The organism is Mycobacterium sp. E183 (assembly GCF_001667735.1).
GTDB lineage: Bacteria > Actinomycetota > Actinomycetes > Mycobacteriales > Mycobacteriaceae > Mycobacterium.
The window spans coordinates 33074-59574 of record NZ_LZJN01000072.1 but is presented as its reverse complement, the minus strand read 5'-3'; the positions used below and the strand labels follow the sequence as shown (position 1 = coordinate 59574).

The window sequence follows — 26501 nt, the reverse complement described above, 5'->3', positions numbered from 1 at the left end:
AGGGGTCCCGTCCCACACCAGGTGGCCGTCGGGGCGGCGGCGAGCCCCGTCGGCGGGGCGGTGCGGGCGCAGCCGGCCGTCCGGCATCAGGTGTCGCACCGGGACGGCGCAGCCGAGCGATCCGGACCTGCCTTTAGAACGTGTTGACCTTGTCGAGGCTGACGAACATGCCGTGGCCGGTGTGGTCGTTGGTGAAGCGGGTGCCGTCGGCGGTGGCGTTGATCGTCCAGCCGGCGGCGTTGTAGGTCTTGTAGTCGATCTGCACGGTGGGAATGGCGCCGAGGTTGCCCAAAACCCACTGCACCTTGCCGGCCGAGTCCACGCTGACGCCGTTGGCGTGTTCGCCGTCCTGCAGCGGGGAGTTGGTGAACGGCGCTTCGCAGCCGACGGTGTCCTTGTTGATCTGGCAGCGGGTGGTGCCCGACTTGGTTTCGATGAAGACGTAGCCGTTCTGGTCCGGCGGCAGCGGGATCGCGCCGGCCGGTGCGGTCGGGTTGGCCGGCGTCGTCGGCAGGCCCGGGGCCGGGCTGGCCGTCGGGGCCGGCGGCGCTGCCGACGGCCTGGGGGTGGGGAACGTGGGTTCGACCGGGCCGGCCCCCGGCGCGGCGACCGGCCGGCCTGCGATGGTGCTGGAACAGGCGTCGATCAGTGCCGGGCTGACCAGCACGGGCGCGATCAGCAGGGACCCACCGGCAAGGCTCCACCGTGCCCTTTGCGAAAACCGCACGCGCCACTCCCGATTATCAGCAATATTGGGAAATCAGATTACGCGCGCAGTAACGAAATCCCGTGCAACCGCGCAGCTGTCGATGCCACGCCGATGGTGAACCTTTATCGCTGCGTGACCGACTGGGTCTCGGCGGCCCGGCGGGCGGCGGCGACGATGCCCTGGTAGCCGGTGCACCGGCAGAAGTTGCCGGACAGGCCCTCCCGGATCTCGTGGTCGCTGGGATCGGGGTTGTCGCGCAGCAGCGCGGTCAGCGACATGACGAAACCCGGCGTGCAGAAGCCGCATTGCAGCCCGTGGCACTCGCGCAGCGCCGACTGCACTGGCGACAGCGTGCCGTCGGGTTCCGCGACCCCTTCGACCGTCGTCACCTCGGTCCCGTCGGCCTGCACCGCGAACATCAGGCACGAGCGCACGGCCGCGCCGTTTAGCAGCACCGTGCAGGCCCCGCACGCGCCGTGCTCGCAGCCCAGATGGGTGCCGGTCAGCCCGCACTTCTCGCGCAGGAAGTCGGCCAGCGTCATCCGCGGTTCGACCACGGTGGTGACCGGAGTTCCGTTGACGGACAGTTCGATTGGGTGTTCAGGCATTGTCGGCCCCCGTGGCTGCTTCGGCTGTAGCTCGTGTCCAGGCGCGGGCGGCCATCGTGGCGCCGACCTTCAACCGGTACGCCGCCGTCCCCTGCAGGTCGTTGGGAACCTCGTCGAGCCCGCTCATCGCGGCCCGGCCGATCTCCTCGGGAACCAGCTCGCCGACTGGCCTTCCGAGGGCCGCGACCTCGGCCGCCGTCGCGCGCCGGACCGTGGACCCCATGCCCAGCAGCCCGATCGCGCAGCGCGACACCCGGTCCTGGTCGTCGAGCTGGACGGCCACCAGTGCGCCGGCGATCGCGAAATCGCCGTGGCGGCGCGAGAATTCCTCGACGGCGAACCCGCATCTGCCGTCCCAGATCGGGAACCGCACCCCGGTCAGCACCTCGTCGGAGTCCATGGTGGTTTCCCAGACGCCGGCGAAGAAGTCGGCGGCGGCGATCTCGCGCCGCCCGCCTGGCGACTGGACCTCCATCACCGCGTCCAGCGTCAGGGCGACCGCGGGGTATTCGCCGGCGGCGTCGGCGTGCGCGATCGACCCGCCCAGGGTGCCGCGGTTGCGGATCTGGAAGTGCCCGACGAACGGCGTCACCCGGGCCAGCAGCGGAACCGCTTGGCGCACTACGTCATCGGAGCCAACGGCGGCCTCGGTGGTGCCGGCGCCGATCCACAGCTCGGCACCCCTGCGGTCGATGCCCTGCAGCTCGGGCAGCCGGGAGATGTCGATCAGGTGGTCGAAGTAGGCCAGCCGCATCGCGAGCATCGGCACCAGGCTCTGGCCGCCCGCCAATATCTTTGCGTCGTCGCCCAATTCGACCAGCAGGCGCACGGCGTCGTCGATGCTGTCGGGCCGGTGGTAGTCGAACGCGGCCGGCTTCATCGTTGCACCGCTTCCAACAGGGCCGCGATCGACGCCGGGCTGGCCGGCAGCCGGGTGACCGTCACACCCAGCGGCGCGAGCGCGTCGTTGATGGCGTTGATCACCGCCGGCGTCGAGCCGATGGCCCCGCCCTCGCCTGCGCCCTTATAGCCGCCGGGCCCCGGTCCGGGTATCTCGACGTGGCCGAATTCGATCGGCGGTACCTCGGTGGCGGTGGGCAGCAGGTAGTCGACGAAAGTCGTTGCCAGCGGGTTGCCGTCGTCGTCGTAAACCAAGTCCTCCATCAGGGCGCCGCCGATGCCCTGCACAGTGCCGCCGGCGATCTGGCCCTCCACCACCGAGGGGTTGATCATCGGCCCGACGTCCTCGCTGACGATATAGCGCAGCAGCGTCACCTTGCCGGTGGCCACGTCCACCTCGCAGGTGCAGGCGTGCGTCGCGTTGGACCAGTGGATGGGATTGGTCGAGTTGAACCGGGCGGTCGCCTCCAGGTTGGCCGACATCCCCGGCGGCAGCAGCTGCGGCGAGTAGTGCGCGACGTACGCCAGCTCGCCGAACGGCACCGACCTGTCGGGCTCGCCGCGCACGCTGGCCACCGAAAACGCCAGGTCCACTTCGGATTCTGCGACCTTGAGGTGGTGGGCGGCCAGTGCCACGATCTTCTCGCGCAGCAGCGTCCCCGCCTCGTTGACGGCCCCGGCGGTCATGGGCGCGCTGCGGCTGCCCTGCGTCCCGGCCCCGTACGGGGTGACCGCAGTGTCGCCCTGGATGGTGGCGACGTCATCGATGTCGGCGCCCAGCGCGTCGGCGGTCAGCTGCACGACCGTGGTCTCGATGCTGTTGCCGCTCGAGCCGCCGTTGACGTACACGTTGATCTTGCCGGTGGGCTCCATGCGGATGGTGCAACCCTCGGTGGCCAGGTGGCCGGTCGCCGCGCCTGTCGGTTCGATGTAGGCCGAGAACCCCAATCCCAGGTAGCGGCCCTGCGCGAGCGCCTCGGCCTGCTCTTTGCGAAAGCCTTCGTGGTCAAGGATTTTCACGGCCTGCTCGAAGGTGTCGATCGGGGCGACGTGGTCATACGGCATGCCGTTGGGGTTGAAATAGGGCATCTCGTCGCGGCGCAACAGGTTTCGCCGGCGCAGCTCGACCGGGTCCATGTTCATCTTGCGCGCGGCGATGTCCAGCAGAATCTCGCGGGCCAGCGTCTCGTACTGCCAGGGGCCGCGATAGGCGGCCAGGCCGCTGGTGTTGGAGAACACCGTCTTGTAGTTGAAGCTGGCCTTGGGCACCCGGTAGGGGCCCGGAAAGAACATGCCGATGGCGGCCGTGGTGAGCACCGGATAAGGCGTCGGGTAGGCGCCGATGTCCTGGACGAAGTCGATGTCGGCCGCCGCGATGTTGCCCTCGTCGTCGAAGGCCATGCGGGCGGTGCCGTCGACGTGCCGCGCCTGCCCGGCCGACATCAGGTTCTCCCGCCGGTCCTCGATCCACTTCAGCGCGGCCGGCACCTTGCGGGCGGCCAGCATGATGCACATGTCCTCGCGCATCGGGACGACCTTCTGGCCGAAGCCGCCGCCGGTGTCGCGCATGATGACCCGAACCCGTTGTGCCGCAATGCCTAACAGCCGGGCGCAGAACGCCCGCAGTTCGTGCGGGGTCTGGGTGGACGCCCACATCGTGAGTTCTCCGGTGGCGGCGGTCCATTCGACGACCAGGCCGCGGGTTTCGATCGGCACCGGCGCATAGATCTGTTGGTAGATGTTCTCCTTGACGACGCACGGCGCGCCGGCGAACAGTTCTTCGTCCGGCGGGGCCCCGCCCATCCCGCCGGCGACGTTGTTCGGGTAGGCGTCGTGCACCAGCACGTCGCAGGCCTGCGCCCGGGTGAAGTCGGTGACGGCGGGCAGCGGCTCGTAGTCCACGTCGATGAGTTCCAGCGCGTCCTCGGCGACATACCGGCTCTCGGCGACGACGAGGGCGACGGGGTCGCCGACGAACTTCGCCTCGCCCTCGGCCAGCGGCGGGCGCGGGGTGTCTTGGACGTCCTTGCCGGCGACGGCGTGCCAGGCCTCCCGCACGTCGGGGTTGAGGTCGGCGGCGGTGAACACCGCGCGCACGCCGGGCAGCGCCAGCGCGGCCGAGGCGTCGATGCCGTTGATCCGCGCCCGTGCGAACGGGCTGCGCACGAAGCAGGCGTGCAGCATGCCGGGCCGCGAGATGTCGTCTACGAAGCTGCCGCGGCCGGTCAGCAGCCGGCCGTCCTCAACCCGCTGGACTCGGGTGCCCGCGTATCGGGGCGCCGGAGTGGAGGGAGCCTGCACGTCCTGAGTCATCGTGCTCCATTGGTTGTCGCTAGGCGAGAAGCTGAATGTCATCATAGGAGAGTGGCGTTATCGCAGTCGAGCGGCCCGGCGCCGCGCAGCGTCGGGGTGCTGCTGGCCGCGGGAGCCGGGCGGCGCTACGGCAAGCCGAAGGTGCTGGTCGACGGGTGGCTTCAGGCCGCGGTCGACGCCCTGCGGGCCGGGGGCTGCGCGGACGTGGTCGTCGTGCTGGGCGCCGCCCAGGTGGCGGTTCCGGCCGGATCCACCGCGGTGACGGTCCGGCGGTGGCGGGACGGGCTGAGCGCCTCGGTCCGCGCCGGCCTCGAGCGGGCCGACCGGCTGCGCGCGGACTACGCGGTGCTGCACGTCGTCGACGCCCCCGATGTGGGGCCCGCGGTGGTCGCGCGCGTTCTCGGCCGGGCGATCGCATCACCCGCCGGGCTGGCGCGCGCCGCGTTCGGCGACCGCCCGGGGCATCCGGTGGTCGTCGCCCGCCGCCATTGGCCCGAGGTCCTGTCGAGCATCTCCGGCGACAGCGGCGCCGGCGCGTACCTGCGGACCCGGCGCGACGTCGAGATCGTCGACTGCGCGGATCTCGCCGGCGGTCAGGACATCGACGAGCCCTAGGCCGCCGCGGGCGGGTCGGCGGCGGGCAGCGCGGCGTCTTGGGCGGCCGCGTGCACGCGATGGCGGACGAGGTACCAGCCGCCGATCAGCCCGGGGATGCCGAGGGCCAACGCGCCGAGCAGCCAGGGGCCCTGAACCTTGTCCAGCAACATCAGGACCAGGACGCCGGCCAGGAAGGCCAGCGTCAGGTAGCCGCTGTAGGGCGCCAGCGGCATCCGGAAGTGCGGCCGCTGCACCTCACCGGCGCGGGACAGCCGGTAGAACCGCAGCTGGCTCGCCACGATCGTCCCCCAGGCGACCACCACGCCCACGGCGGCGATGTGGAGCACGATTTCGAACGCCTGGCTGGGTTTGACGGCGTTGAGCACGATGCCCAACAGGCCGACCACGGCGGTGAGCAGGATTCCGCCGTAGGGCACGCCGGTCTTGGTCATCGGCGCGGTGAATTTCGGGCCGCTGCCGTTGATCGCCATGGACCGCAATATCCGGCCCGTGGAGTACAGCCCGGCATTCAGGCTGGAGAGCGCGGCGGTGAGCACGACCAGGTTCATCACACTGCCGGCCCCGCCGAAGCCGACCTTGGAGAAGAAGGTGACGAACGGGCTCACGTGGTCGCGGTAGGCGGTGTGTGGCAGCAGCAGCGCCAGCAGGACCGTCGACCCGATGTAGAAGATGGCGATGCGAAAGACCACCGAATTGATGGCCCGCGGCATGATCTTGTGCGGATTTGGGGTCTCGCCGGCCGCGATGCCGACGAGTTCGACCGCGGCGTAGGCGAAGACCACGCCCGAGGTGACCAGCACCAGGGGCAGCAAGCCGGCCGGCAGGAGTCCGCCGTGGCTGTCCCAGAGCGCCACACCGGGGTCGTGACCGTCGACCTTGAAGCGGCCGACCAGAAAGACGATGCCGACGACGAGGAACGTCACCAGGGCCAGCACCTTGATCAGCGAGGCCCAGAATTCGAGCTCGCCGAACAGCCTGACCGAGATCAGGTTCATCGCGAGCACGGCGACCAGCGCGATCAGCGCCAGCATCCACTGCGGGACGGTCTGGAACGTCGTCCAGTAGTGGCAGTAGTGCGCGATCGCGGTGGTGTCCACGATCCCGGTCATCGCCCAGTTGACGAAGTACAGCCAGCCCGCCGCGAAGGCGGCCTTCTCGCCGAAGAACTCCCGGGCGTAGGACACGAAGGATCCCGACGACGGGCGGTACAGCACCAGCTCGCCGAGGGCGCGCAGGATCAAGAAGACGAAGATGCCGCAGACCCCGTAGACGAGGAACAGCCCCGGTCCGGCCGACGCGAGCCTTCCGCCCGCGCCGAGGAACAGGCCGGTCCCGATGGCGCCGCCGAGGCCGATCATCTGGATCTGGCGATTGTTCAGGCCCTTGTGATAGCCCGAGTCTTCACGGGCGAGCCGCGCGGCGGCGCTGTCTTGCGATGACATTGGGTCCTGCCGTGTCGGCTCCGGGAAAGGCTCAGGCTAACCCACCGGTCCGCCGGCGCGCTCGGTCAGTGGCCGCGGCCCGGGCCGGTGTGTTCCCGACCAGGCCGCAGTGCCCCGCGACGCCGTCGCAGAGCCCCCGGGAACAAGACCGCGACCCTGGCCGTTAGCATGATCGACAAGTTGAGCGAACTACACTCAATGCTGGGTTGACACCACGGTGTCGGCAAGAGCAGGCTTGAGCGGGGTTCACTCAGCATAGTGGCACCAAAGAAGCTCTACTCAATCAGGAGGAATCACTATGGCTCGTGCGGTCGGTATCGACCTCGGGACCACCAACTCCGTCGTCGCAGTTCTCGAGGGCGGGGACCCCGTCGTCGTCGCCAACTCCGAGGGCTCACGGACGACCCCGTCCATCGTCGCGTTCGCGCGCAACGGCGAGGTGCTCGTCGGTCAGCCCGCCAAGAACCAGGCGGTGACCAACGTCGACCGCACCATCCGTTCGGTGAAGCGGCACATGGGCACGGATTGGTCCATCGAGATCGATGACAAGAAATACACCGCGCAGGAGATCAGCGCCCGGGTGCTGATGAAGCTGAAGCGCGACGCGGAGGCGTACCTCGGTGAGGACATCACCGACGCCGTGATCACCGTGCCGGCGTACTTCAACGACGCCCAGCGGCAGGCGACCAAGGAAGCCGGCCAGATCGCCGGCCTCAACGTGCTGCGCATCGTCAACGAGCCCACCGCGGCGGCGCTGGCGTACGGCCTGGACAAGGGCGAGAAGGAACAGACCATTCTGGTCTTCGACCTCGGCGGTGGCACGTTCGACGTGTCGCTGCTGGAGATCGGTGAGGGCGTGGTCGAGGTCCGCGCCACCAGCGGTGACAACCACCTCGGTGGCGACGACTGGGACGACCGGGTCGTCGAGTGGCTGGTCGACAAGTTCAAGGGCACCAGCGGCATCGACCTGACCAAGGACAAGATGGCGATGCAGCGGCTGCGTGAGGCCGCCGAGAAGGCCAAGATCGAGCTCTCGAGTTCGCAGAGCACCTCGATCAACCTGCCCTACATCACCGTCGACGCCGACAAGAACCCGCTGTTCCTCGACGAGCAGCTGACCCGCGCCGAATTCCAGCGCATCACCCAGGATCTGCTGGACCGCACGCGTCAGCCGTTCCAGTCCGTGATCAAGGACGCCGGCATCTCGGTGTCCGAGATCGACCACGTGGTGCTGGTGGGTGGTTCCACCCGCATGCCCGCGGTGTCCGACCTGGTCAAGGAGATGACCGGTGGCAAGGAGCCCAACAAGGGCGTGAACCCCGACGAGGTGGTGGCCGTTGGCGCCGCGCTGCAGGCGGGCGTCCTCAAAGGCGAGGTGAAAGACGTTCTGCTGCTTGACGTCACGCCGCTGAGTCTCGGTATCGAGACCAAGGGTGGCGTGATGACCAAGCTCATCGAGCGCAACACCACGATCCCCACCAAGCGGTCGGAGACCTTCACCACGGCCGACGACAACCAGCCGTCGGTGCAGATCCAGGTCTATCAGGGTGAGCGCGAGATCGCTTCGCACAACAAGCTGCTCGGCTCCTTCGAGCTGACCGGCATCCCGCCGGCGCCCCGTGGTGTCCCGCAGATCGAGGTCACCTTCGACATCGACGCCAACGGCATCGTGCACGTCACGGCCAAGGACAAGGGCACCGGCAAGGAGAACACGATCAAGATCCAGGAGGGCTCCGGCCTGTCCAAGGAGGAGATCGACCGGATGATCAAGGACGCCGAGGCGCACGCCGAGGAGGACCGTCAGCGCCGCGAAGAGGCCGACATCCGCAACCAGGCCGAGACGCTGGTCTACCAGACGGAGAAGTTCGTCGCCGAACAGCGTGGCGCCGAGGGCGGTTCGAAGGTCCCCGAGGACACCCTGAACAAGGTGGACGCGGCCGTAGCCGAGGCCAAGTCCGCGCTGGAAGGCACCGACATCTCCGCGATCAAGTCGGCGATGGAGAAGCTGGGCCAGGAGTCCCAGGCGCTCGGCCAGGCCATCTACGAGGCGACCCAAGCGGCCGGTGGTGCCGGTGGCGACGGTGCCGGAGGCCCGCAGGCCGGTTCCGCTGACGACGTGGTGGACGCGGAGGTGGTCGACGACGACCGGGAGGCCAAGTGACCGAAGGGAATCCACACGAGCAGGTGACCGTCACCGACAAGCGGCGCATCGACCCCGAAACCGGTGAAGTCCGGCGGTCCTCTCCCGGCTCCGAGCCGGGAGAGGCCGCGCCGGGCGACTTCGCGGGTGAATCACCCGAGGAGGCCGGCAAGGCCGCCGAACTTTTGGGCGACCTGCAACGGGTCCAGGCGGACTTCGCCAACTACCGCAAGCGCGCGCTGCGCGACCAGCAGGCCGCGGCGGACCGGGCCAAGGCCGGCGTCGTCAGCCAATTGCTGGGCGTGCTCGACGATCTCGAGCGGGCGCGCAAGCACGGCGACCTGGAGTCCGGCCCGCTGAAGTCGGTGGCCGACAAGCTGACCGGCGCGTTGACCGGGCTGGGCCTGGTCGCGTTCGGCGAGGAAGGCGAGGACTTCGACCCGGTGTTGCACGAAGCGGTGCAGCACGAGGGCGACGGCGGCGACGGCTCCAAACCGGTGATCGGCACGGTCATGCGGCAGGGTTACAAACTGGGCGACCAGGTCCTGCGGCACGCCCTGGTCGGGGTCATCGACACGGTGGCCGACGAGGGCGCTCCGGCGGCCGAGCCGGTCGAATCGGGCGATAACCCCGGCGCATCCGGTGAATAGACCACACAATCAGCACAACAACAGAACTCCAAAGGTGAAGGGGGTGACGCGACATGGCCCAGCGTGAATGGGTCGAAAAGGACTTCTACAAGGAGCTGGGCGTCTCCTCTGACGCCAGTCCCGAAGAGATCAAACGCGCATACCGGAAGCTGGCGCGCGACCTGCATCCGGACGCCAATCCCGACAATCCGGCCGCCGGCGAGCGATTCAAGGCGGTCTCGGAAGCGCACAACGTGTTGTCGGATCCGGCGAAGCGCAAGGAGTACGACGAGACCCGCCGCCTGTTCGCGGGCGGCGGTTTCGGCGGTCGCCGGTTCGACACCGGCGGCTTCGGTGGCTTCAACGTCGGTGGCGACGGCGCCGAGTTCAACCTCAACGATTTGTTCGATGCCGCCGGCCGCAGCGGCGGAACCAACATCGGTGACCTGTTCGGCGGCCTGTTCGGGCGCGGCGCCGGGGCCCGTCCCAGCCGGCCACGACGCGGCAACGACCTGGAGACCGAGACGCAGCTGGACTTCGTCGAGGCCGCCAAGGGTGTGGCCATGCCGTTGCGGCTGACCAGCCCGGCGCCGTGCACCAACTGCCACGGCAGCGGCGCGCGGCCGGGCACCAGCCCCAAGGTGTGCCCCACCTGCAACGGCTCCGGCGTGATCAGCCGCAACCAGGGCGCGTTCGGCTTCTCCGAACCGTGCACCGATTGCCGGGGCAGCGGCTCGATCATCGAGCACCCCTGCGACGAGTGCAAGGGCACCGGGGTCACCACCCGGACCCGCACCATCAACGTGCGGATCCCGCCGGGCGTCGAGGACGGGCAACGCATCCGGCTGCCCGGGCAGGGCGAGGCGGGCCTGCGCGGGGCCCCGTCGGGCGACCTGTACGTGACGGTACATGTGCGGCCGGACAACGTGTTTGGCCGCGACGGTGATGACCTCACCGTGACCGTCCCCGTCAGCTTCGCCGAGTTGGCTTTGGGCTCAACGATTTCGGTGCCCACGCTGGACGGCAAGGTCGGCGTGCGGGTGCCCAAGGGCACGTCCGACGGACGCATCCTGCGGGTGCGTGGTCGGGGCGTTCCCAAGCGCAGCGGCGGCAACGGGGACCTGCTGGTCACCGTCAAGGTCGCCGTGCCGCCCAACGTCGAGGGCGCCGCGGCGGAGGCGCTGGAGGCGTACGCGGCCGCCGAGCGGGCCAGTGGGTTCGACCCGCGAGCGGGATGGGCGGGTAACCGCTGATGGCCAAGAATTCACGGGAGGAATCCCGGACGTTCCTGATCTCGGTGGCCGCCGAGCTGGCCGGCATGCACGCCCAGACCCTGCGCACCTACGATCGCCTCGGCCTGGTCAGCCCGCGCCGGACTTCCGGTGGGGGACGGCGGTATTCGGAGCACGACGTCGACCTCCTGCGCGAGGTGCAGCGGCTGTCCCAGGACGAGGGCGTCAACCTGGCCGGCATCAAACGCATCATCGAGCTGACCAACCAGGTCGAGGCCTTGCAGGCGCGGGTGAAGGAGTTGACCGAGGAGCTGGCGCAGGTGCGCGCCGGCCAGCGCCGCGACCTGGCGGTGGTGCCCAAGAGCACCGCCGTGGTGGTCTGGCAGCCGCGCAGGGGCCGTTAGCCTTCAGTCCTCGGGCAGTTTGTCGAGGGTTTTGCGGGCTTCCTTGCGGAAGATCTCATGTTCGTCGTCGAGGTATTTCGCGACGGCGTCGCGCACACCCGTAGCGCGTTGACGCACCAGCGCCTTCATGGCCGGGATTCGGGAGGCCGGATACGGAAGCTGGCTCACCGCTAGCTCTTTCGCCTCCTCGGTCTTGATTTGGCCGATCCATTCCACCAGCAGCGATTTGGTGGGAAAGTCGCGCTCGGAGCGAATCAGGGCGGCGATACGCGGGAAGTCGGAGCGCTCGCAAATTTTGGCCAGCGCGAAGCCGGCGGCTTCGAGTTCCAGGTTGCTGAGCGGAGGCTCGATGTTGAACTGATCAAACAGGACGTCTACGGCGGCGCGGTTTCCTTTGGCGTGCTTAGTGATCAGGTTACGGATCAGTCCGGCACGCCACGCCCGGCGGTCCTCATTACGAGGAACGCGTTCATCGAGGTGTTGCAGCCAGTCCACGACGATTGGCACCGCCTGCGGATAGTCGTTGGGTGAGTTCACCAATTCCCAGACTGTGTCTTCGGGGATGCCTGCGGCGTCGAGTTCCCGTTTCATCGCCTGCTCGGATTCCGGCCAAGTAGCGGGGTCGCCTGGTGATCTCATGAGAGGTTGATGCTTTGATCGATCTCCACGTTCAACCCCGGGTAGTCCGTTCGCAAGGTGTCCTCCACGCTGCCGACGTTGGTGCGGCCTTTGTCCACCACGATGACCAACTTGTAGCCGTTGTCCCGTGCCCACTGTGCCATGTCCCGGATCTGCCGCGTGGCGTCCAGCTTCTGCACGTTCTTCACCTCGCGCACCACGTGATTGCGGTCATCGATCTCATCCGGAATTCGTGTTCTGATCGCGCCTGTCTGCGGGTCGGTCACACGAATCGGTCGCTTGGCGTCTTGGTCGATGCCGGCGAGTTGTTCGGCGCGGCGGCCCTTGAGGCGGTTGTCGTTGACCCGTTGCGTCGGAGTCGGATCCACCCGTCGTGGCACCAGGGTGAGCAGCGTCTTCACCGTAGGCAACGCGGCGTTCGTGGCGGTGGTGGCCGACGTCAGGTCCGTCATCGAGGTGGTGGCCGTGGTCCGCAGCGCCGTGTTCAGCCCGTTGATCTGGGTGACCGCCGTCGCGATGAACGTCCGCTTGATGGCCTCGGTGATGAGGTGCAGTTGCGGCGGATAACCGTCCAGGATCTTGACGATCAGATCGAGGCTGCGGACGACGAAGGCCATGTCGTCCTTGACCGACTTGAGCTTCTCTCCATAGTCCTTGGCCGCGCGCGACAGATCCCCGCACGCGCCGGCGATGTCGGTGCTGACGACGCGCGCCTCGTTGAGCCGGTCGACGACGAAGGCGATCTCCGCCGCCTCGACATCGACAATGAGCCGCTGTTCCTCCGGCCCGGGCTCGTCGTCGATGTGCACCAGGTCGTGCCCGAACGTCTCCCACGCCGAACCGACCGCCTGCACCCGGTCGGGGTGCCCGTCGGGCCAGCCGTCGGTGATCTGGCCACGCACCAGGTCCCAGTGCGGCGGTTCCGGGTCGCCGCCCCCGGCGACCGAGCCGACATCGACCGCCGCGTCGATGTAGGTCCCGGCGGACTGGCCCGGCGGGGTGATCGGCCCCCCAAACGCGTCGCGCTGGTTGAGGGTGGAGGCCTCTTCGGTCTCGTCGTGGTTGATGCCGTCCTGGCGCAGCAGCGTACCGAGGTTGTCGAAGACGTTGACCAGCCGGAAGGAGACCTGGCCGGCCTCGTCGGCGGCGGTGTCGAAGGCCGCCGCCCACTGCGGGCCGACCCCGTGCGTCCCGGCGGCGTTGGCTGCCTGGACGCCGGCGAGTTTGCGCAACGCGGCGGCGGCGTGGTCGCTGTTCTCCTTGTAGGCAGCGGCCGCGTCGTAGAACAATTCCGGATCGACGTCCGTCACTCCCCGCCCCGCTCTCCCACCGGCGAACCGATTCTATGGCAGCCTGGGATTTCGCGTTTACACCCGGAAAGGGGCCACCTCATGTCGTATGACCTGACGGTCTACGCGGCCGGCAGCGTCGACGACGAGGAGTTGGAGGCGATCGTCGAATCCGTCCCCGGGCTGTCGATCGGGGACAGCGGGGACGGCGAGGTCACCGTGGTGCGCGGCAAGCACGACACCTACGCATTCACCGTGTTCGGGCCACACGTGATCGAGCCCGAGGACGTGCCCGACGACGTCGTGCCCTACCTTCTCGAGCCGGCCATCAGCTGGCAGATCAGCGTGGAGGGCCGCGACCCGGCCGAGGTCCGGCCGGCGCGGCGGTTCGCCAAGGCGTTGGCCGTCGCCGCGGGGGGAGTGGCGGTCGACGAACAGACCGAGGACATCCTCGGTGCCCGAGGGGCTCGCAAGGCCAGCCGACCCAACAGCGAGTTGATCCGAGTCCTCAAGCTTGATTGGTACTCGCCGGTGTCGGCGCCCAACGCCCCGACGCTCTGGCTCGAACTCGCGAGAAAGCTCCTCCCCGAGGCCCTTCCGCGCCGCTTCGGCCAATCGGACCCGCTGCGTTACCGACTAGACCGCGACGGTGACGCCCGGTTCGTGGACGTCTATTCCGATGTGGCGCGGTTCAAGGCGACGTTCCCCTGCCTCGAGGGCGGGCTCTTCCCGAAAGAGTGGGCCGGTGTCTGCGTCGACACTCTGTGGATTGTGGCCGAGCCGCTGGACGACCCGCGCTGGCGAAACTCCGTGCGCCGGTTCTTCGTCGAGTTCGCCCGCCGGCGCGGCAGCGTGCTGGCTACCGGCGAGGTGCTGCGCAACCACAAGCTCTCCGGGCCGACCGACGTCAACAAGGACGTCAGCGGCCTGTTGCGCGGGGCGGACGGGATGCTCGGTCTACCGTCCCACCCGATCTGGTGGATCTGGTTCGGCACCGAGTACCTGCCGATCGTCCGCGAATATCTGCCGTCCGAGGGCACCACGTTCTACGACGAGGGGGCGCTTTTCGCCGCCACCGACGAGCCCACGGACCGCGGCCAGCTCGCGGCGCTGCCCGATCCGTTTCCGAAAAGCCTGCGGGTCGGCGAGATTCCGCCGGAATACGGGCCGCCGAACAGCCCGACCAATACGCCGGCCGCTATCCGCCCCACATCGAGGTGTTGACCTCGGCGTTGTGGGTGTAGTTGCGGTGCGCGATGTGCGCGTTGAGGTGCATGTCGAACACCTGCTCGCTCGCCTCGTCCGCCCAGCGCTGCCAGTGCTGCACCCGCTCGAGAAAGACGTCGAACCCCACGCCCTCCCACGTGCCCTGCAGGCCTTGCAGATCCTTGGCCACCTCGCACAGTCGGTCCTTCATCACGAGGCAGAACTGGCGCATCGCGTCGGCCGCGTCCACCAGTTCGTCCTCGTTGACGGTGCGTCGGGCCATGATTACACCCCCGGGGGTTCTAGGGCTCGAAAGGCGTTGGCCCCGTTGGTTTCCATGTGCGCGTAGGCATTGGCGGCCGCCGACAGCGATTCCCCGATCCAGCGCAGGTCGGCGAGCATGGCTTCGCATTCTTCGTCGATCTCCGACCAGACGTTGAGGTATGCCGTGGCCGCCTGCCCCGTCCAGGTGCGGCGAAGGTCGCCCATCTGCGTCCCCAATTTTCGCCGCAGGCCCTCGATCTCGTCCGCCGCGTTCGTCGTCTCTTTCGACGCGTGCGTCAGCTCGGCACAGTAGACGCGCAGCTCGTTGGCCCCCATGGTGAGCAGGCTACCCTCGGCGCATGGGTTGGCGCGACACAGTGACGGAGCAGGCGCAGGCGGACCTGGACGGCTTGGTCGACGCCGCGGTCACCTTCGCGGCCGAGCGCATCGCCGCGGCGGGCGAGTTCCTGCCGTTCGCGCTGGCCGTGTCCGCTCAGGGTCAGCGCCAGGCCGTCCAGCCGAACTACCCGCGCGGCCGGGATCTGCAGGTGGCCGAGCAGCTCGCCGCCCAGTGGCGCGCGCTCATCGAGGTGAAGGACTCGCTGCGCGCCGCAGTGGTGGCGGTTAACGTGACGCTGACCGAACAGCACCGGGACGGCATCGAGCTGACCGCCGAGCACCGCGAGGGCGTGGCGATCGGATTGATCTTCCCCTACACGCTGGACGCGGACGGCCGGCTGGCGCTGGAGTCGCCGTCGGCTCACCGGGCGGAGCGCCGCGTCTGGGTCGCGTGAGCGCTACGTCGGCGGCGGCAGGTCCCTGAGCTTCGCCAGCGCGTCGGCGACCCGGGTCTCCAGGTCGACAATGTCCTCGTCCGCCCACTCGTCGGCGAATTCGGTTGCCTCGCTTATTGCTTCGTTGATCCGCCTCGTCACCTCCTGGGCGCCCAGGGCCAGTATCCCCGGATCGATGACCAGGCCGGTCAGGCGCAGATGGCCGTTCATGGTCACCTCGACCGTGCCGGTCTGGTCGCTGACCACGATCGCCACTCGTTGCATCCGCCGGACCTGCTCGTCGAGAAGCGCTATGACCGCCTGGAACTGCTCGATCATTCGCCCGATCTGCGGGTGGGCCGGGTCGGACATGGCGAATCCCTATGCGCGGATCGAGAATTGGGCGACCGCGGGCTCTCCCGGTCGCGCGCAGCGGTAGCCGCCGCGGCGCAGCGCGTCGGTTGGCGCGGTCATCGGCTCGAAGCAGACGATCCGCGTCGCGGGGTCGTCGCCGGTGGGCGCGAAGATCTGCGTGGCCGGATACCCGCTTTCGAAGCGCACCTCGATGCGGCGGCCGCCGCCGGAGACCGCGAACACCGCGCCGTCGGGCACCTCGTCGTAGGCATCGTCGAAAGCCTTGTCTCCCAGGGATTCCGACAGGGCCGGCTGAGGTTCGGATTCGCCGGTGGGCAGCCCAACGTCGTCGAGGAGCAGGTGTCGCAGCGGCGGGGCCTCGATCACCCACTCGGCGCGCGGGATGTCGGGCAGCTGCAGGTAGGGGTGAAAGCCGAAGCACAGCGGGACGGCGCGGTCGCCGGTGGCGGTCACCGTGGTGCGCACCGTCAGTGTCCGCTCGGCCAGCCGCACCGCCACCGTCAGCACATGCGGGTAGGGAAAGCTGGCCAGCAGTCGCGGATCGGCGGCGAAGTCCAACTCGGCCACCAATTCGTCGGCCGACTCCGCCGTCACCCGCCAGCCCGGGTAGGCGGCGAGCACGCCGTGGATCGGCAGGCCGTTGGGATCGGCGCGAACCCCGTTGTCGCCCGGTGTCAGCGTCGTCGTCACGCCTTGCGCGGTATAGCTGTTGGCGCCCAGGCGGTTTGCCCAGGGATACAGGATCGGGATCCCCATCGTCTTGCCATTGGCCACATAGGCGTCCAGCCCGCGCCGTTGCCCCAACAGCTCCACGCCGGCGTCGCTGAGCGAGGTTCCGATCATGCCCGCCCCGGGCACGAACTCCGCGGTCAGCGCCGATGCCTGGTCGCGCAGGGTGACGACGCGCATGCCTACCTCCACAGTGGGTCGTGCTGAATGTGTTCAGGCGGAGCGCCTTTGGCGATCAGCGCGGCTTTGGTGGCCCGCACCATCGCCGGCCCGCCGCAGATCAGGATCTGCCGGTCGCCCCACCCGCCGTACTTGGTCACCACGTCGGGGAGCCGGCCGGTTTGGCGCACGTGCAGTCCGCGTGGCGGCGTGCAGTCGGGATAGTCGGCGGCCCACGCCGGGTCGGCGCTGTATTCGGATACCGGCGAGACCGACAGCCACGGGTTGTGCGATGCCACCTGCCACAGGGTCGGCAGGTCGTAGAGCTCGCAGCGGTAGCGGGCGCCGAAGAACAGGTGCACGCGCGGGTTCACGGCGTATCGGCTGAGGTCCATGATCAGCGCGCGCAGGGGCGCCAGGCCGGTGCTGCCGGCGACCATCAGCACGTCGCCGCCGTCCCGGTCCACCCGCAGGCCGCCGTGCGGGCTGGACAGCCGCCACCGGTCGCCGGGCCGCGTCTCGTTGACGATGGCGGTGCTGACCAGGCCGCCGGGCACCACGCGGACGTGGAATTCGATGCCGCCGCCCGGGTCCGCCGGGATGGCGGGGGACAGGTAGCGCCAGCGCCGCGGGCACTGCGGGACGTGGGCGTTGACGTACTGGCCGGCGTGATAGTCCATCGGGCGGTCGAGCTGCAGCCGGACCACGGCGAGGTCGCGGGACACCCGTATGTGCTCGATCACCGTGCCGTCCCACCAGGCGGGGCCCTCCTCGGCGTCGGCCGCGCCCCGCATCACCCCGGTGATCAGGTTGAGCGACTGGGTCGCGGCCTCGGCGACGGCGTCGGTCCAGGCGTCGCCGAGGTGAGTCCGAAGCGACGAGAACAAAGCCTGCCGCAGCGTGTCGTAATGCTGCGGCAGCACACCGTATTTGCGGTGATCCCGGCCGAGCTGGGCGAGGAAGGCCACCGGTTCCTGGGCTCGCTGGTCGACGAGTTCGCCGTACACCCAGCGCAGGGCGTGGGCGAAAGCGGTGCGCTGATCACCCATTTCGGGCGGGAACAGGTCGCGCACCGAGACGTCGAGGCCGAACCACTGGGTGTAGAACCGCCGGACCAGCTCGTTGTCGGGCCCGGCCTCGCCCTGGGCGAAGGCGTCGCGCAGCACCCGCAACGCGTCGGTGTCCTCGAGCCCCACGGGGCCCGATTCTAGGCGCGCCGCGCGCCGGCAATCCCGATCAGCACGGCCCCGGCGGCCACCCAGCAGCACAGCACGACGCCGGCCGTGGTCGCCCCGGCACCGGAGAAGAACGCCGTCGATCGCAGCAACGTGGCGTTGGCCCCTTGCGGCAGCAGCTGGCCCAGCGCGCCCCACCCGGACGGCAACATCTCCGGGGCGCTCATCAGTCCCGACAGCGGGTTGCCCAGCAGCATGGCGACCGCGACCGCGCCACTCAGGCCGACCCGGCCGAACAGCGTGCCCAGCGCCAGCGTCGGCAACGTCATCGCCAATGTGCCCAGCGTGAGCCCGGCGGCCACGCCCCAGAAATTTTGATCGACCGACCCGAGCACGTAGCGCAGCAACACCGCGACGGTCGCGGCGGCCGCGACCGAAAATGCGCTTGCGACAGCGAAATTCAGCCAGGATCGGCGCGGAAATGCCAGCAACAGCACGATGGCGGGCAGGATTCCGGCCAGGGTGATCGGCAGCGCGGATGCGGCCAGGCCTGCGCCGCGCGGGTCGTCGGCCGGCAGCGGGGCCAGGTCTTCGGTGCGCAAGGGCGCGCCCGTGCGTTGCGCGACGCGGTCGCCGATCTGCGTCAGCAGTTGTGCCACGGTCGGGCTCGCCCCGGATGCGAGCAGCAGGGTGGGGCCCTTGGGGGTGACCACGAGGCCGCCGTAGCCGTCGCGGTTGCGGATCGCCGACCGCAGCGCGGCCTCGTCCGGGTAGGTGGTCACGGTGAAGCCGCCCGGAGCGGCGGTATCGAGCTGGCTGTTGATCAGCCCGGTTACCAGGCCGGGCCCCACCAGGCCGATCGGAATGTGGTGTGGCTTCGAGCGTGCCGCCGGCAGCGCGAAGGCGACGCAGATGATGGCCACCGCGACGGTCATCGCCGCGACGATTCCCGTAGCACGCAAGAGTGGCAGCGCCGGACGGGAGTGTGCCGGCCGGCCGTGCTGGGGAAGCGACTGCGTGATCATGCGCTACCTCCTTTTCATCAGCAGATGAAATATGACGTTCGCAGCGTAACGGCCGTGTTCAATATTTTCAACGACTAGTGAAATGATACGGTCGTCCTATGCCGCCACCTGCCGCTTCCCCCGCGGGCGCGAAAAGAGCGCCCGGCGCCGGAGGCGCGCAAAAGCGCAGGGGCCGCCGCCAGGGCGAGCCCGTGTCGAAGGACGTGGTGCTCCGAGCGGCCAAGCGGCGGTTCGCCGCGCAGGGCTTCGAGAAGACGACGCTGCGTCAGATCGCGGACGACGCACACGTGGACGCCGCGATGGTGCTGTACCTGTTCGGTTCCAAGGCCGAGCTGTTCCGTGAGTCGATGCGGCTCATCCTGGACGGCGACGTGCTGGTCGCCGCGATGACCGACGGCCCACGCGAGGACGTCGGCGTGCGGTTGGTGCGGGCCTACCTGCGGATCTGGGAAGAGCCGGAAACCGGCCCGACCATGGTCGCCATGCTGCACTCGGCGATGCTGAACTCCGATGCGTACGAGGCCTTCCGCGAGTTCATGCGCGGCTACGTGATGGCGGCCATCTCCGGCGTCCTGGGCGAGGGGCCCGACACCGTGCTGCGGGCCAACCTGGCGGGGACCAACCTGGTGGGCACCGCGTTGTTCCGCTACGTGATGCGGGTGGGGCCGCTTGCCGAGCTGCGCACCGAAGAGGTCGTCGCGCTGATCGCGCCGAGCGTGCAGCGCTATCTCACCGGCGACGCGGACGAACTCGACCTGCCGGCGGCCTATCGCCCGTGACCCGGGCTCAGCCCTGCTTGACGGTGTTGGCCGCCCCGGCGTTGGCGACGTTGGGTGAACCCCAGTGGTACGTCACCGCGTTGCCGGTTCCGGAGGTGCTCACCGCGTCCGTGCTGTCGACCGCGACGCGGTTGCCGTGGCCGGACACGCTGACGCTGGTGCAGTGGCCGGTGACGGTGACAGTGTTGGTCTGACCGCTGACCGAGAGGTAGCCGCCCTGGCAGCGGACGGTCTTCGTCGTGCCCGTCCCGTTGACCTGCAACGTTCCGGCCTCGGGGACGGTGGCCGACGGGCCGTCGGCACCCAGGTCGGTGCGGAATCCGGCGACGGCCAGCCCCGCCAGCGCGAGTCCGCCGACCACGATGGCAAGCCTGAAGGCGCGGCGCCCATCGGTCCGCTCCTGGTGTGGTTCTGTCTGCGTCATCGTTACCCGGGTACCCGGTGCACCGTAGTGCTCAAAACTCGTTAGAGTTGAGCGGAACACACTCAACCTTGACGACGTTGAACATCGCGACAAGCATTTTCCCTACGTACCGAACGGAGGCGTCGTGGACTCTTTCAACCCGACAACCAAGACGCAAGCGGCGCTGACCTCGGCGCTCCAGGCGGCCTCGGCCGCCGGTAACCCCGAGATCCGGCCCGCGCACCTGCTGATGGCCCTGCTGACGCAGGCCGACGGGATCGCGGGGCCGCTGCTGGAGGCTGTCGGCGTCCAGCCCGCGACCATCCGCGCCGAGGCCGAGCGCCTGGTCGAGCGGCTGCCGCAGGCCAGCGGCGCCAGCTCGCAGCCCCAGCTGTCGCGCGAATCGCTGGCCGCCATCACCACCGCGCAGCAGCTGGCGACCGAGATGGACGACGAGTACGTCTCCACCGAGCACCTGCTGGTCGGCCTGGCCACGGGAGATTCCGACGTGGCCAAGCTGCTGACCGGCCACGGCGCGTCGCCGCAGGCGCTGCGCGACGGCTTCGTCAAGGTGCGCGGTAGCGCCCGCGTCACCAGCCCCGAGCCGGAGGCCACCTACCAGGCGCTGGAGAAGTACTCGACCGACCTGACCGCGCGCGCCCGCGAGGGCAAGCTCGACCCGGTCATCGGGCGCGACAACGAGATCCGCCGCGTCGTGCAGGTGCTGAGCCGGCGCACCAAGAACAACCCCGTGCTGATCGGCGAGCCCGGCGTCGGCAAGACCGCGATCGTGGAGGGCCTGGCCCAGCGCATCGTGGCCGGCGACGTACCGGAGAGCCTGCGCGACAAGACCGTCATCAGCCTGGACCTGGGCTCGATGGTGGCCGGCGCCAAGTACCGCGGCGAATTCGAGGAGCGGCTCAAGGCCGTCCTCGACGACATCAAGAACTCCGCCGGCCAGATCATCACCTTCATCGACGAGCTGCACACGATCGTCGGCGCGGGCGCGACCGGCGAGGGCGCGATGGACGCCGGCAACATGATCAAGCCGATGCTGGCCCGCGGCGAGCTGCGGCTGGTCGGCGCCACCACGCTCGACGAGTACCGCAAGTACATCGAAAAGGACGCCGCGCTGGAGCGGCGGTTCCAGCAGGTGCTGGTCGGCGAGCCGTCGGTGGAGGACACCGTCGGCATCCTGCGCGGCCTGAAGGACCGCTACGAGGTGCACCACGGGGTGCGCATCACCGACTCGGCCCTGGTGGCCGCGGCGACGCTGTCCGACCGCTACATCACCGCGCGCTTCCTGCCCGACAAGGCCATCGACCTGGTCGACGAGGCCGCCTCGCGCTTGAAGATGGAGATCGACTCGCGGCCCGTCGAAATCGACGAGGTCGAGCGCCTGGTGCGCCGCCTCGAGATCGAGGAGATGGCGCTGGCCAAGGAGGAGGACGAGGCGTCCAAGGAGCGGCTGGAGAAGCTGCGCTCCGAGCTGGCCGACCAGAAGGAGAAGCTGGCCGAGCTCACCACCCGCTGGCAGAACGAGAAGAGCGCGATCGACGTGGTCCGCGAGCTCAAGGAGCAGCTGGAGGCGTTGCGCGGGGAGTCCGAGCGCGCCGAGCGCGACGGCGATCTGGCCAAGGCCGCCGAACTGCGCTACGGGCGCATCCCCGAGGTCGAGAAGAAGCTCGACGCGGCGCTGCCCCAGGCCGAGGCGCGCGAGAACGTGATGCTGAAGGAGGAGGTCGGGCCCGACGACATCGCGGAGGTGGTGTCGGCGTGGACCGGCATCCCCGCCGGGCGGATGCTCGAGGGCGAGACCGCCAAGCTGCTGCGCATGGAAGACGAGCTGGGCAAGCGCGTCATCGGCCAGAAGCGTGCGGTGACGGCCGTGTCCGACGCGGTGCGTCGCAGCCGGGCCGGGGTGGCCGACCCCAACCGGCCGACCGGGTCGTTCATGTTCCTCGGGCCGACCGGTGTCGGTAAGACCGAGCTGGCCAAGGCGCTGGCGGAGTTCCTGTTCGACGATGAGCGCGCGATGGTCCGCATCGACATGAGCGAGTACGGCGAGAAGCACTCGGTCGCCCGGCTCGTCGGCGCCCCGCCCGGCTACATCGGTTACGACCAAGGCGGCCAGCTGACCGAGGCGGTGCGGCGGCGCCCGTACACGGTGATCCTGTTCGACGAGATCGAAAAGGCGCACCCGGACGTGTTCGACGTGCTGCTGCAGGTGCTCGACGAGGGCCGGTTGACGGATGGTCAGGGCCGCACGGTCGACTTCCGCAACACCATCCTGATCCTGACGTCCAACCTCGGGTCGGGCGGCAGCGAGGAGCAGGTGATGGCCGCGGTGCGCTCGGCGTTCAAGCCGGAGTTCATCAACCGGCTCGACGACGTGATCATCTTCCACGGCCTCGAGCCCGGCGAGCTGGTGTCGATCGTCGACATCCAGCTGGCCCAGCTGCAGAAGCGGCTGGCGCAGCGTCGGCTGACGCTGGAGGTGTCGCTGCCGGCCAAGCAGTGGCTGGCGCAGCGCGGGTTCGACCCGGTGTACGGCGCGCGGCCGTTGCGCCGGCTGGTGCAGCAGGCCATCGGCGACCAGTTGGCCAAGCTGCTGCTGGCCGGTGACATTCACGACGGCGACACCGTGCCGGTGAACGTCAGCCCGGACGGCGATTCGCTGATCCTGGGCTGATGCTGCTCGAACGTCGACTTGTTGTGGGCATTTCATCCGAAAGAGCCCAACAAGTCGACGTTCGGCGCATCAGTGGAGTGTTTGGTCCTGTGACTGGGTTGTGACCGACCGGACTTATTTATTCCGGAGCAAATGCGGATACCCTGTGTGGGATGGTCCCCCTTTGGTTCACGCTCTCCGCGCTGTGCTTCGTCGGCGCGGGCGTGTTGCTGTACGTCGACCTCGATCGACGCCGCGGACGCAGCAGGCGCCGCAAATCCTGGGCGCGGTCGCACGGGTTCGACTATGAGCGGGAATCGGCCGACATCCTCAAGCGCTGGAAGCGCGGTGTCATCTCGACGGTCGGCGACATCGCCGCCGAGAACGTCGTGCTGGGTCAGATCCGCGGCGAGGCGGTGTACATCTTCGACCTCGAGGAAGTCGCCACCGTGATCGCGCTGCACCGCAAGGTGGGCACCAACGTCGTGGTGGACCTGCGGCTCAAGGGGCTCAAAGAGCCACGGGAGAGCGACATTTGGCTGCTGGGCGCGATCGGCCCGCGGATGGTGTACTCCACCAACCTGGACGCCGCCCGGCGGGCCTGCGACCGCCGCATGGTCACCTTCGCGCACACCGCCCCGGACTCCGCCGAGATCATGTGGAACGAGCAGAACTGGACGCTGGTCGCCATGCCCATCACCAGCACCCGCACCCAGTGGGACGAGGGCCTGCGCACCGTGCGTCAGTTCAACGACCTGTTGCGGGTGCTGCCGCCGCTGCCGGAGGAGACCCAGCAGGAGGCGGGCGCGCCCGCGGGGCTGCGCGGCGCGGCGCCCAGCCGCCCGCTGGCGCCCGCCGGCCGCGCCGAGCTGCCGCCCCGGCGTCCGCAGCAGGACGTGGCCGGGCTACTGGGCTCCGACGTTCAGGCGTCCGCGCGCCGGCCGGCCGAGCCGATCCGGCGGGAGCAGCGCGGCCCGGACGCCGTTCGCCGCCCGCCGCCGGCGGGGCGCAACGGCCACCAGGCCACCAACTATCAGCACTGACGGCGCGCCGGGCGCCGGGTGGGCGGCGCGGCCGCCGTCATTAGGATGTCGCTCATGCCTCGTCCCGTAGCCCTGATCACCGGGCCCACCTCGGGGATCGGCGCCGGCTACGCGCGACGCTATGCCAACGACGGATACGACCTGGTCCTGGTCGCCCGCGACGTCGACCGGCTGACCGACCTCGCCGGCGAACTGCAGGGCCGCGCCGGCAACATCGAGGTGCTGCCCGCCGACCTGGCCGACGCCGCCGGCCGCGACCAGGTCTGCGAACGGCTGTCCCGCGGGGTGCGCGTCCTGGTGAACAACGCCGGCTTCGGCACCTCCGGCGACTTCTGGGCGACCGATCCCGCGCTGCTGCAGTCGCAGCTCGACGTCAACGTCACCGCGGTCATGCACCTCACCCGGGCGGCCCTGCCCGCCATGCTGGACGCCGGCGCCGGCACCGTGATCAACATCGCGAGCGTCGCGGGGCTGGTGCCGGGCCGCGGCTCGACCTACTCGGCATCCAAGGCGTGGGTCATCTCGTTCAGCGAGGGCCTGTCCGTCGGCCTGCAGGGCACCGGCGTCGGGGTGCACGCCGTGTGTCCGGGCTACGTGCACACCGAGTTTCACGCCCGCGCCGGGATCGACATGGCCAAGTCACCGTCGTTCATGTGGCTCGAGGTCGACGACGTGGTGAACCAGAGCCTGGCCGACATCGCGCGCGGCAAGGTGATCAGCATCCCCGGCCTGCAATACAAGGCGATCATCGCCGTGGAGCGGATGATTCCGCGGACCCTGATGCGGGCCGTGACCAAGCGGATCGGCGGTGGCCGTGGCCGGACCTGACGCGCACACCGACTCCCGCGAGGAGCTGGCCGACCTGGTGCGCCGGCTGTCGGTGGTGCACGGCAAGGTGACACTGTCGTCGGGCAAGGAGGCCGACTACTACGTCGACCTGCGCCGCGCGACCCTGCACCACCGCGCCTCCGCCCTGATCGGCACGCTGATGCGCGACCTCACCCACGACTGGGACTACGCGGTGGTCGGCGGCCTCACCCTGGGCGCCGACCCGGTCGCCACGGCCGTCATGCACGCGCCGGGCCGCCCGATCGACGCGTTCGTCGTGCGCAAGTCCGCGAAAACCCATGGGCTGCAACGCCTTATCGAGGGCTCCGAGGTCGCGGGCAAGCGCGTGCTGGTCGTCGAGGACACCAGCACGACGGGGGCGTCGGCGCTGACCGCGGTGCGCGCCGTCCAAGAGGCAGGCGGGCACGTGGTCGGCGTGGCCACGGTCGTGGACCGTTCCACCGGCGCGGCCGAGGCCATCGAGGCCGAGGGCCTGCCGTACCGCAGCGTGCTGGGCCTCGCCGATCTGGGGCTGGGCTAGGCCGTCATCGCTGTGCGCACCTTCCTCGCGATGGCGGCTTGCCTGCTGGCTTGCCTGACGGGTTGCTCGGGCGCCAGCCAGCCCGTCCGCCCCTACGGCGCGCAGGGCGCCCGCTTCGGGGAATCGCTTTCGCTGCTGGGCTGGAACATGGCGGTGTCGAACCTGCGGTGGGACGGCGACTACGTGCTGATCGACGTCGACGCCTCGGCGGCCAACCCGCAGGCGCCGCACGCCAAACCCGAGGACATCCGGTTCGGGCTCTACGGGGCGCTGTCGCACCCGATGGAGTCCAACGGGCTGGGCAGTTGCGACCGCCCGGCGGGCCAGGCGCCCGACGTCCACTCGCCGCTGTCGGCCTCCGGCGACCGGCTCGCCGGGACGGTTTGCCTTGGGCCGCTCAAGGATCGCAGTCAGGTCCGCGGCGTGTACACCTACTCGCCGCGCGACCGGATCCCGAACAGCTCGGCGGCCTACCCGGCCGCGTTCCCGGTGGGGCTGATGCCCACCAACGCCAACGACACCGGCCTGTCGGTGAAGACCGTCAGTCTGTCGGCCTGGCGCGCCGACGGCGCCCCGATGACGAAGGCGCAGCTCGGCGATCCGGCTGCGTTCAACGGCACCGGCTACATGCTGCTGGGGCTGGAAGCCGACGGGCTGGCCGCCCGGTATCGCGACGAGTCGGCCAACCGCGGCGGCCCGCTGATGCTGCTCGCGTCCCCGACGCTGCCCGGCGCCGGGCTGAACCCGGCCTGCTCGGCGTACGGGTCGTCGGTGCTGATCCTGCCCGACGCCTCGCTGGACGCGGTGCACGTCAGCGCGTCGTTGTGCACGCAGGGCGAGATCAACGAGGCGCTGCTCTACGCGACGGTGGCGGTCGACGGCACGCACGCCGCGGTGTGGACGCCGCGATGAGCGAACCGGGGCCCGGGCCGACCGAATGGGCCGCACCGGCCGCCGGGGTGGGACCGTGGCCCGGCGACCCGCCCGACGACCCGCGATACGACCCGGTCCTGTTGCGCGAGGGCGACACTCGCAACGTCGTCGACGCCTATCGGTACTGGACGCGCGAGGCGATCATCGCCGACATCGACCGCCGCCGCCATCCCCTGCACGTGGCGATCGAGAACTTCGGGCACGACGCCAACATCGGCTCGGTGGTGCGCACCGCCAACGCCTTCGCGGTGCACACCGTGCACATCGTCGGCCGGCGGCGGTGGAATCGCCGCGGCGCCATGGTGACCGACCGCTATCAGCGGCTGTGCCATCACGACAGCACCGCCGACCTGCTGGGCTTCGCCGCCGGTGCCGGGCTGACGGTGGTTGCGGTGGACAACGTCCCGGGCGCGACGCGGCTCGAGGAGACCGCGCTGCCGCGGGACTGCCTGCTGGTGTTCGGTCAGGAGGGCCCGGGCATCACCGACGACATCCGCGCGGGCGCCGCGATGGCGGTGTCGATCGCCCAATTCGGCTCGACGCGGAGCATCAATGCCGGGGTGGCCGCCGGGATCGCGATGCACGCCTGGGTCCGGCAGCACGCTGACCTGTCCGACGCGTGGTAGCGGCGTCGCTTTCCCGCTCGCGCATCGAATGTGCGCTCAGGGCGGGGA

The 26501-nt window shown here is 69.5% G+C and carries 28 protein-coding genes; 14 read left to right on the top strand and 14 right to left on the bottom strand.

Annotation, left to right across the window (positions count from 1 at the left end):
* Window positions 1-133 precede the first annotated feature (133 nt).
* From A5691_RS06935 to A5691_RS06920, 4 genes are all read right to left on the bottom strand, one after another.
* Window positions 134-682: a hypothetical protein gene (locus A5691_RS06935; RefSeq protein WP_369807377.1), complete on the bottom strand. Its 549-nt coding sequence runs from the start codon at window positions 680-682 to the stop codon at window positions 134-136.
* 149 nt (window positions 683-831) lie between these two features.
* Window positions 832-1317, bottom strand: coding sequence for a (2Fe-2S)-binding protein (locus A5691_RS06930; protein WP_068019508.1), 486 nt, complete (start codon window positions 1315-1317; stop codon window positions 832-834).
* Window positions 1310-2197, bottom strand: coding sequence for a xanthine dehydrogenase family protein subunit M (locus A5691_RS06925; protein WP_068019505.1), 888 nt, complete (start codon window positions 2195-2197; stop codon window positions 1310-1312). The genes A5691_RS06930 and A5691_RS06925 overlap by 8 nt, the downstream gene beginning before the upstream one ends.
* Entirely contained in the window at window positions 2194-4530 is a 2337-nt protein-coding gene (locus A5691_RS06920) for a xanthine dehydrogenase family protein molybdopterin-binding subunit (RefSeq protein WP_068019516.1), read from the bottom strand. The genes A5691_RS06925 and A5691_RS06920 overlap by 4 nt, the downstream gene beginning before the upstream one ends.
* A 51-nt stretch (window positions 4531-4581) precedes the next feature.
* On the opposite strand from A5691_RS06920, the gene A5691_RS06915 reads away from it, so the two are divergent.
* Window positions 4582-5145, top strand: coding sequence for an NTP transferase domain-containing protein (locus A5691_RS06915; RefSeq protein ID WP_067760001.1), 564 nt, complete (start codon window positions 4582-4584; stop codon window positions 5143-5145).
* Here the strand turns inward: A5691_RS06915 and A5691_RS06910 are convergent.
* Entirely contained in the window at window positions 5142-6590 is a 1449-nt protein-coding gene (locus A5691_RS06910) for an amino acid permease (protein WP_067780477.1), read from the bottom strand. The genes A5691_RS06915 and A5691_RS06910 overlap by 4 nt on opposite strands.
* A 298-nt stretch (window positions 6591-6888) precedes the next feature.
* Between A5691_RS06910 and dnaK the strand changes: the two genes are divergently transcribed.
* The 4 genes from dnaK to A5691_RS06890 are packed head-to-tail and all read left to right on the top strand — an operon-like array spanning window position 6889 to window position 10995.
* A complete protein-coding gene (gene dnaK, locus A5691_RS06905; RefSeq protein ID WP_068019502.1) occupies window positions 6889-8751 on the top strand; it encodes a molecular chaperone DnaK in 1863 nt (620 codons plus the stop codon).
* Window positions 8748-9380, top strand: coding sequence for a nucleotide exchange factor GrpE (gene grpE, locus A5691_RS06900; RefSeq protein ID WP_068019500.1), 633 nt, complete (start codon window positions 8748-8750; stop codon window positions 9378-9380). The genes dnaK and grpE overlap by 4 nt, the downstream gene beginning before the upstream one ends.
* A gap of 53 nt (window positions 9381-9433) precedes the next feature.
* Window positions 9434-10612, top strand: a complete 1179-nt coding sequence (dnaJ, locus tag A5691_RS06895; RefSeq protein ID WP_067760011.1) for a molecular chaperone DnaJ — start codon at window positions 9434-9436, stop codon at window positions 10610-10612.
* Window positions 10612-10995 carry a heat shock protein transcriptional repressor HspR gene (locus A5691_RS06890; protein WP_067268708.1) on the top strand — a complete coding sequence of 128 codons (384 nt, stop codon included), beginning with the start codon at window positions 10612-10614 and terminating at the stop codon, window positions 10993-10995. The genes dnaJ and A5691_RS06890 overlap by 1 nt, the downstream gene beginning before the upstream one ends.
* 3 nt (window positions 10996-10998) lie before the next feature.
* Here A5691_RS06890 and A5691_RS06885 read toward each other — a convergent pair whose 3' ends face one another.
* Together A5691_RS06885 and A5691_RS06880 are read right to left on the bottom strand one after the other, a co-directional pair.
* Window positions 10999-11586, bottom strand: coding sequence for a hypothetical protein (locus A5691_RS06885; RefSeq protein WP_067760014.1), 588 nt, complete (start codon window positions 11584-11586; stop codon window positions 10999-11001).
* Window positions 11587-11630: 44 nt separating this feature from the next.
* Window positions 11631-12944 (bottom strand): putative toxin, encoded by a 1314-nt coding sequence (locus tag A5691_RS06880; RefSeq protein WP_068019498.1) that lies wholly within the window; start codon window positions 12942-12944, stop codon window positions 11631-11633.
* 81 nt (window positions 12945-13025) lie between these two features.
* On the opposite strand from A5691_RS06880, the gene A5691_RS06875 reads away from it, so the two are divergent.
* The gene (locus A5691_RS06875; RefSeq protein ID WP_068019496.1) at window positions 13026-14147 is read left to right on the top strand and encodes a hypothetical protein; all 1122 of its coding nucleotides are present in this window, start codon (window positions 13026-13028) and stop codon (window positions 14145-14147) included.
* Here the strand turns inward: A5691_RS06875 and A5691_RS06870 are convergent.
* The gene (locus A5691_RS06870; RefSeq protein ID WP_068019487.1) at window positions 14122-14412 is read right to left on the bottom strand and encodes a WXG100 family type VII secretion target; all 291 of its coding nucleotides are present in this window, start codon (window positions 14410-14412) and stop codon (window positions 14122-14124) included. The genes A5691_RS06875 and A5691_RS06870 overlap by 26 nt on opposite strands.
* Before the next feature lie 2 nt (window positions 14413-14414).
* On the bottom strand, window positions 14415-14729 hold the full coding sequence (locus A5691_RS06865; RefSeq protein ID WP_067888645.1) for a WXG100 family type VII secretion target: 315 nt from the start codon (window positions 14727-14729) through the stop codon (window positions 14415-14417).
* Between the two features lie 23 nt (window positions 14730-14752).
* Between A5691_RS06865 and A5691_RS06860 the strand changes: the two genes are divergently transcribed.
* Complete coding sequence (locus tag A5691_RS06860) at window positions 14753-15187, top strand: hypothetical protein (RefSeq protein WP_067888643.1); 435 nt, start codon at window positions 14753-14755, stop codon at window positions 15185-15187.
* Between the two features lie 3 nt (window positions 15188-15190).
* On the opposite strand, the gene A5691_RS06855 is transcribed toward A5691_RS06860, so the two are convergent.
* The 4 genes from A5691_RS06855 to A5691_RS06840 are packed head-to-tail and all read right to left on the bottom strand — an operon-like array spanning window position 15191 to window position 18629.
* Window positions 15191-15538 (bottom strand): YbaB/EbfC family nucleoid-associated protein, encoded by a 348-nt coding sequence (locus tag A5691_RS06855; protein ID WP_065495090.1) that lies wholly within the window; start codon window positions 15536-15538, stop codon window positions 15191-15193.
* 9 nt (window positions 15539-15547) lie between these two features.
* A complete protein-coding gene (locus A5691_RS06850) occupies window positions 15548-16450 on the bottom strand; it encodes an aldose 1-epimerase (RefSeq protein WP_068019485.1) in 903 nt (300 codons plus the stop codon).
* A 2-nt stretch (window positions 16451-16452) separates the two neighbouring features.
* Complete coding sequence (locus A5691_RS06845) at window positions 16453-17625, bottom strand: FAD-binding oxidoreductase (protein ID WP_068019482.1); 1173 nt, start codon at window positions 17623-17625, stop codon at window positions 16453-16455.
* Between the two features lie 11 nt (window positions 17626-17636).
* A complete protein-coding gene (locus tag A5691_RS06840; protein WP_068019479.1) occupies window positions 17637-18629 on the bottom strand; it encodes a hypothetical protein in 993 nt (330 codons plus the stop codon).
* A gap of 98 nt (window positions 18630-18727) precedes the next feature.
* On the opposite strand from A5691_RS06840, the gene A5691_RS06835 reads away from it, so the two are divergent.
* A complete protein-coding gene (locus A5691_RS06835) occupies window positions 18728-19408 on the top strand; it encodes a TetR family transcriptional regulator (protein WP_082950174.1) in 681 nt (226 codons plus the stop codon).
* A 7-nt stretch (window positions 19409-19415) separates the two neighbouring features.
* Here the strand turns inward: A5691_RS06835 and A5691_RS06830 are convergent, their stop codons facing one another.
* Complete coding sequence (locus tag A5691_RS06830) at window positions 19416-19832, bottom strand: DUF3060 domain-containing protein (protein WP_082950173.1); 417 nt, start codon at window positions 19830-19832, stop codon at window positions 19416-19418.
* A 124-nt stretch (window positions 19833-19956) separates the two neighbouring features.
* Here A5691_RS06830 and clpB point away from each other — a divergent pair, with 124 nt between their 5' ends.
* The 6 genes from clpB to A5691_RS06800 all read left to right on the top strand — a co-directional run bounded on the left by clpB (window position 19957) and on the right by A5691_RS06800 (window position 26453).
* The gene (gene clpB / locus A5691_RS06825) at window positions 19957-22503 is read left to right on the top strand and encodes an ATP-dependent chaperone ClpB (protein WP_067760055.1); all 2547 of its coding nucleotides are present in this window, start codon (window positions 19957-19959) and stop codon (window positions 22501-22503) included.
* A gap of 152 nt (window positions 22504-22655) precedes the next feature.
* On the top strand, window positions 22656-23525 hold the full coding sequence (ttfA, locus tag A5691_RS06820) for a trehalose monomycolate transport factor TtfA (RefSeq protein WP_067760058.1): 870 nt from the start codon (window positions 22656-22658) through the stop codon (window positions 23523-23525).
* 54 nt (window positions 23526-23579) lie between these two features.
* Window positions 23580-24353, top strand: a complete 774-nt coding sequence (locus A5691_RS06815; protein WP_067760076.1) for an SDR family oxidoreductase — start codon at window positions 23580-23582, stop codon at window positions 24351-24353.
* Window positions 24340-24894, top strand: a complete 555-nt coding sequence (pyrE, locus tag A5691_RS06810; protein WP_067760078.1) for an orotate phosphoribosyltransferase — start codon at window positions 24340-24342, stop codon at window positions 24892-24894. The genes A5691_RS06815 and pyrE overlap by 14 nt, the downstream gene beginning before the upstream one ends.
* A 30-nt stretch (window positions 24895-24924) precedes the next feature.
* On the top strand, window positions 24925-25806 hold the full coding sequence (locus A5691_RS06805) for a hypothetical protein (RefSeq protein ID WP_067781299.1): 882 nt from the start codon (window positions 24925-24927) through the stop codon (window positions 25804-25806).
* A complete protein-coding gene (locus tag A5691_RS06800) occupies window positions 25803-26453 on the top strand; it encodes an RNA methyltransferase (protein WP_067760084.1) in 651 nt (216 codons plus the stop codon). The genes A5691_RS06805 and A5691_RS06800 overlap by 4 nt, the downstream gene beginning before the upstream one ends.
* Window positions 26454-26501: the final 48 nt, after the last annotated feature.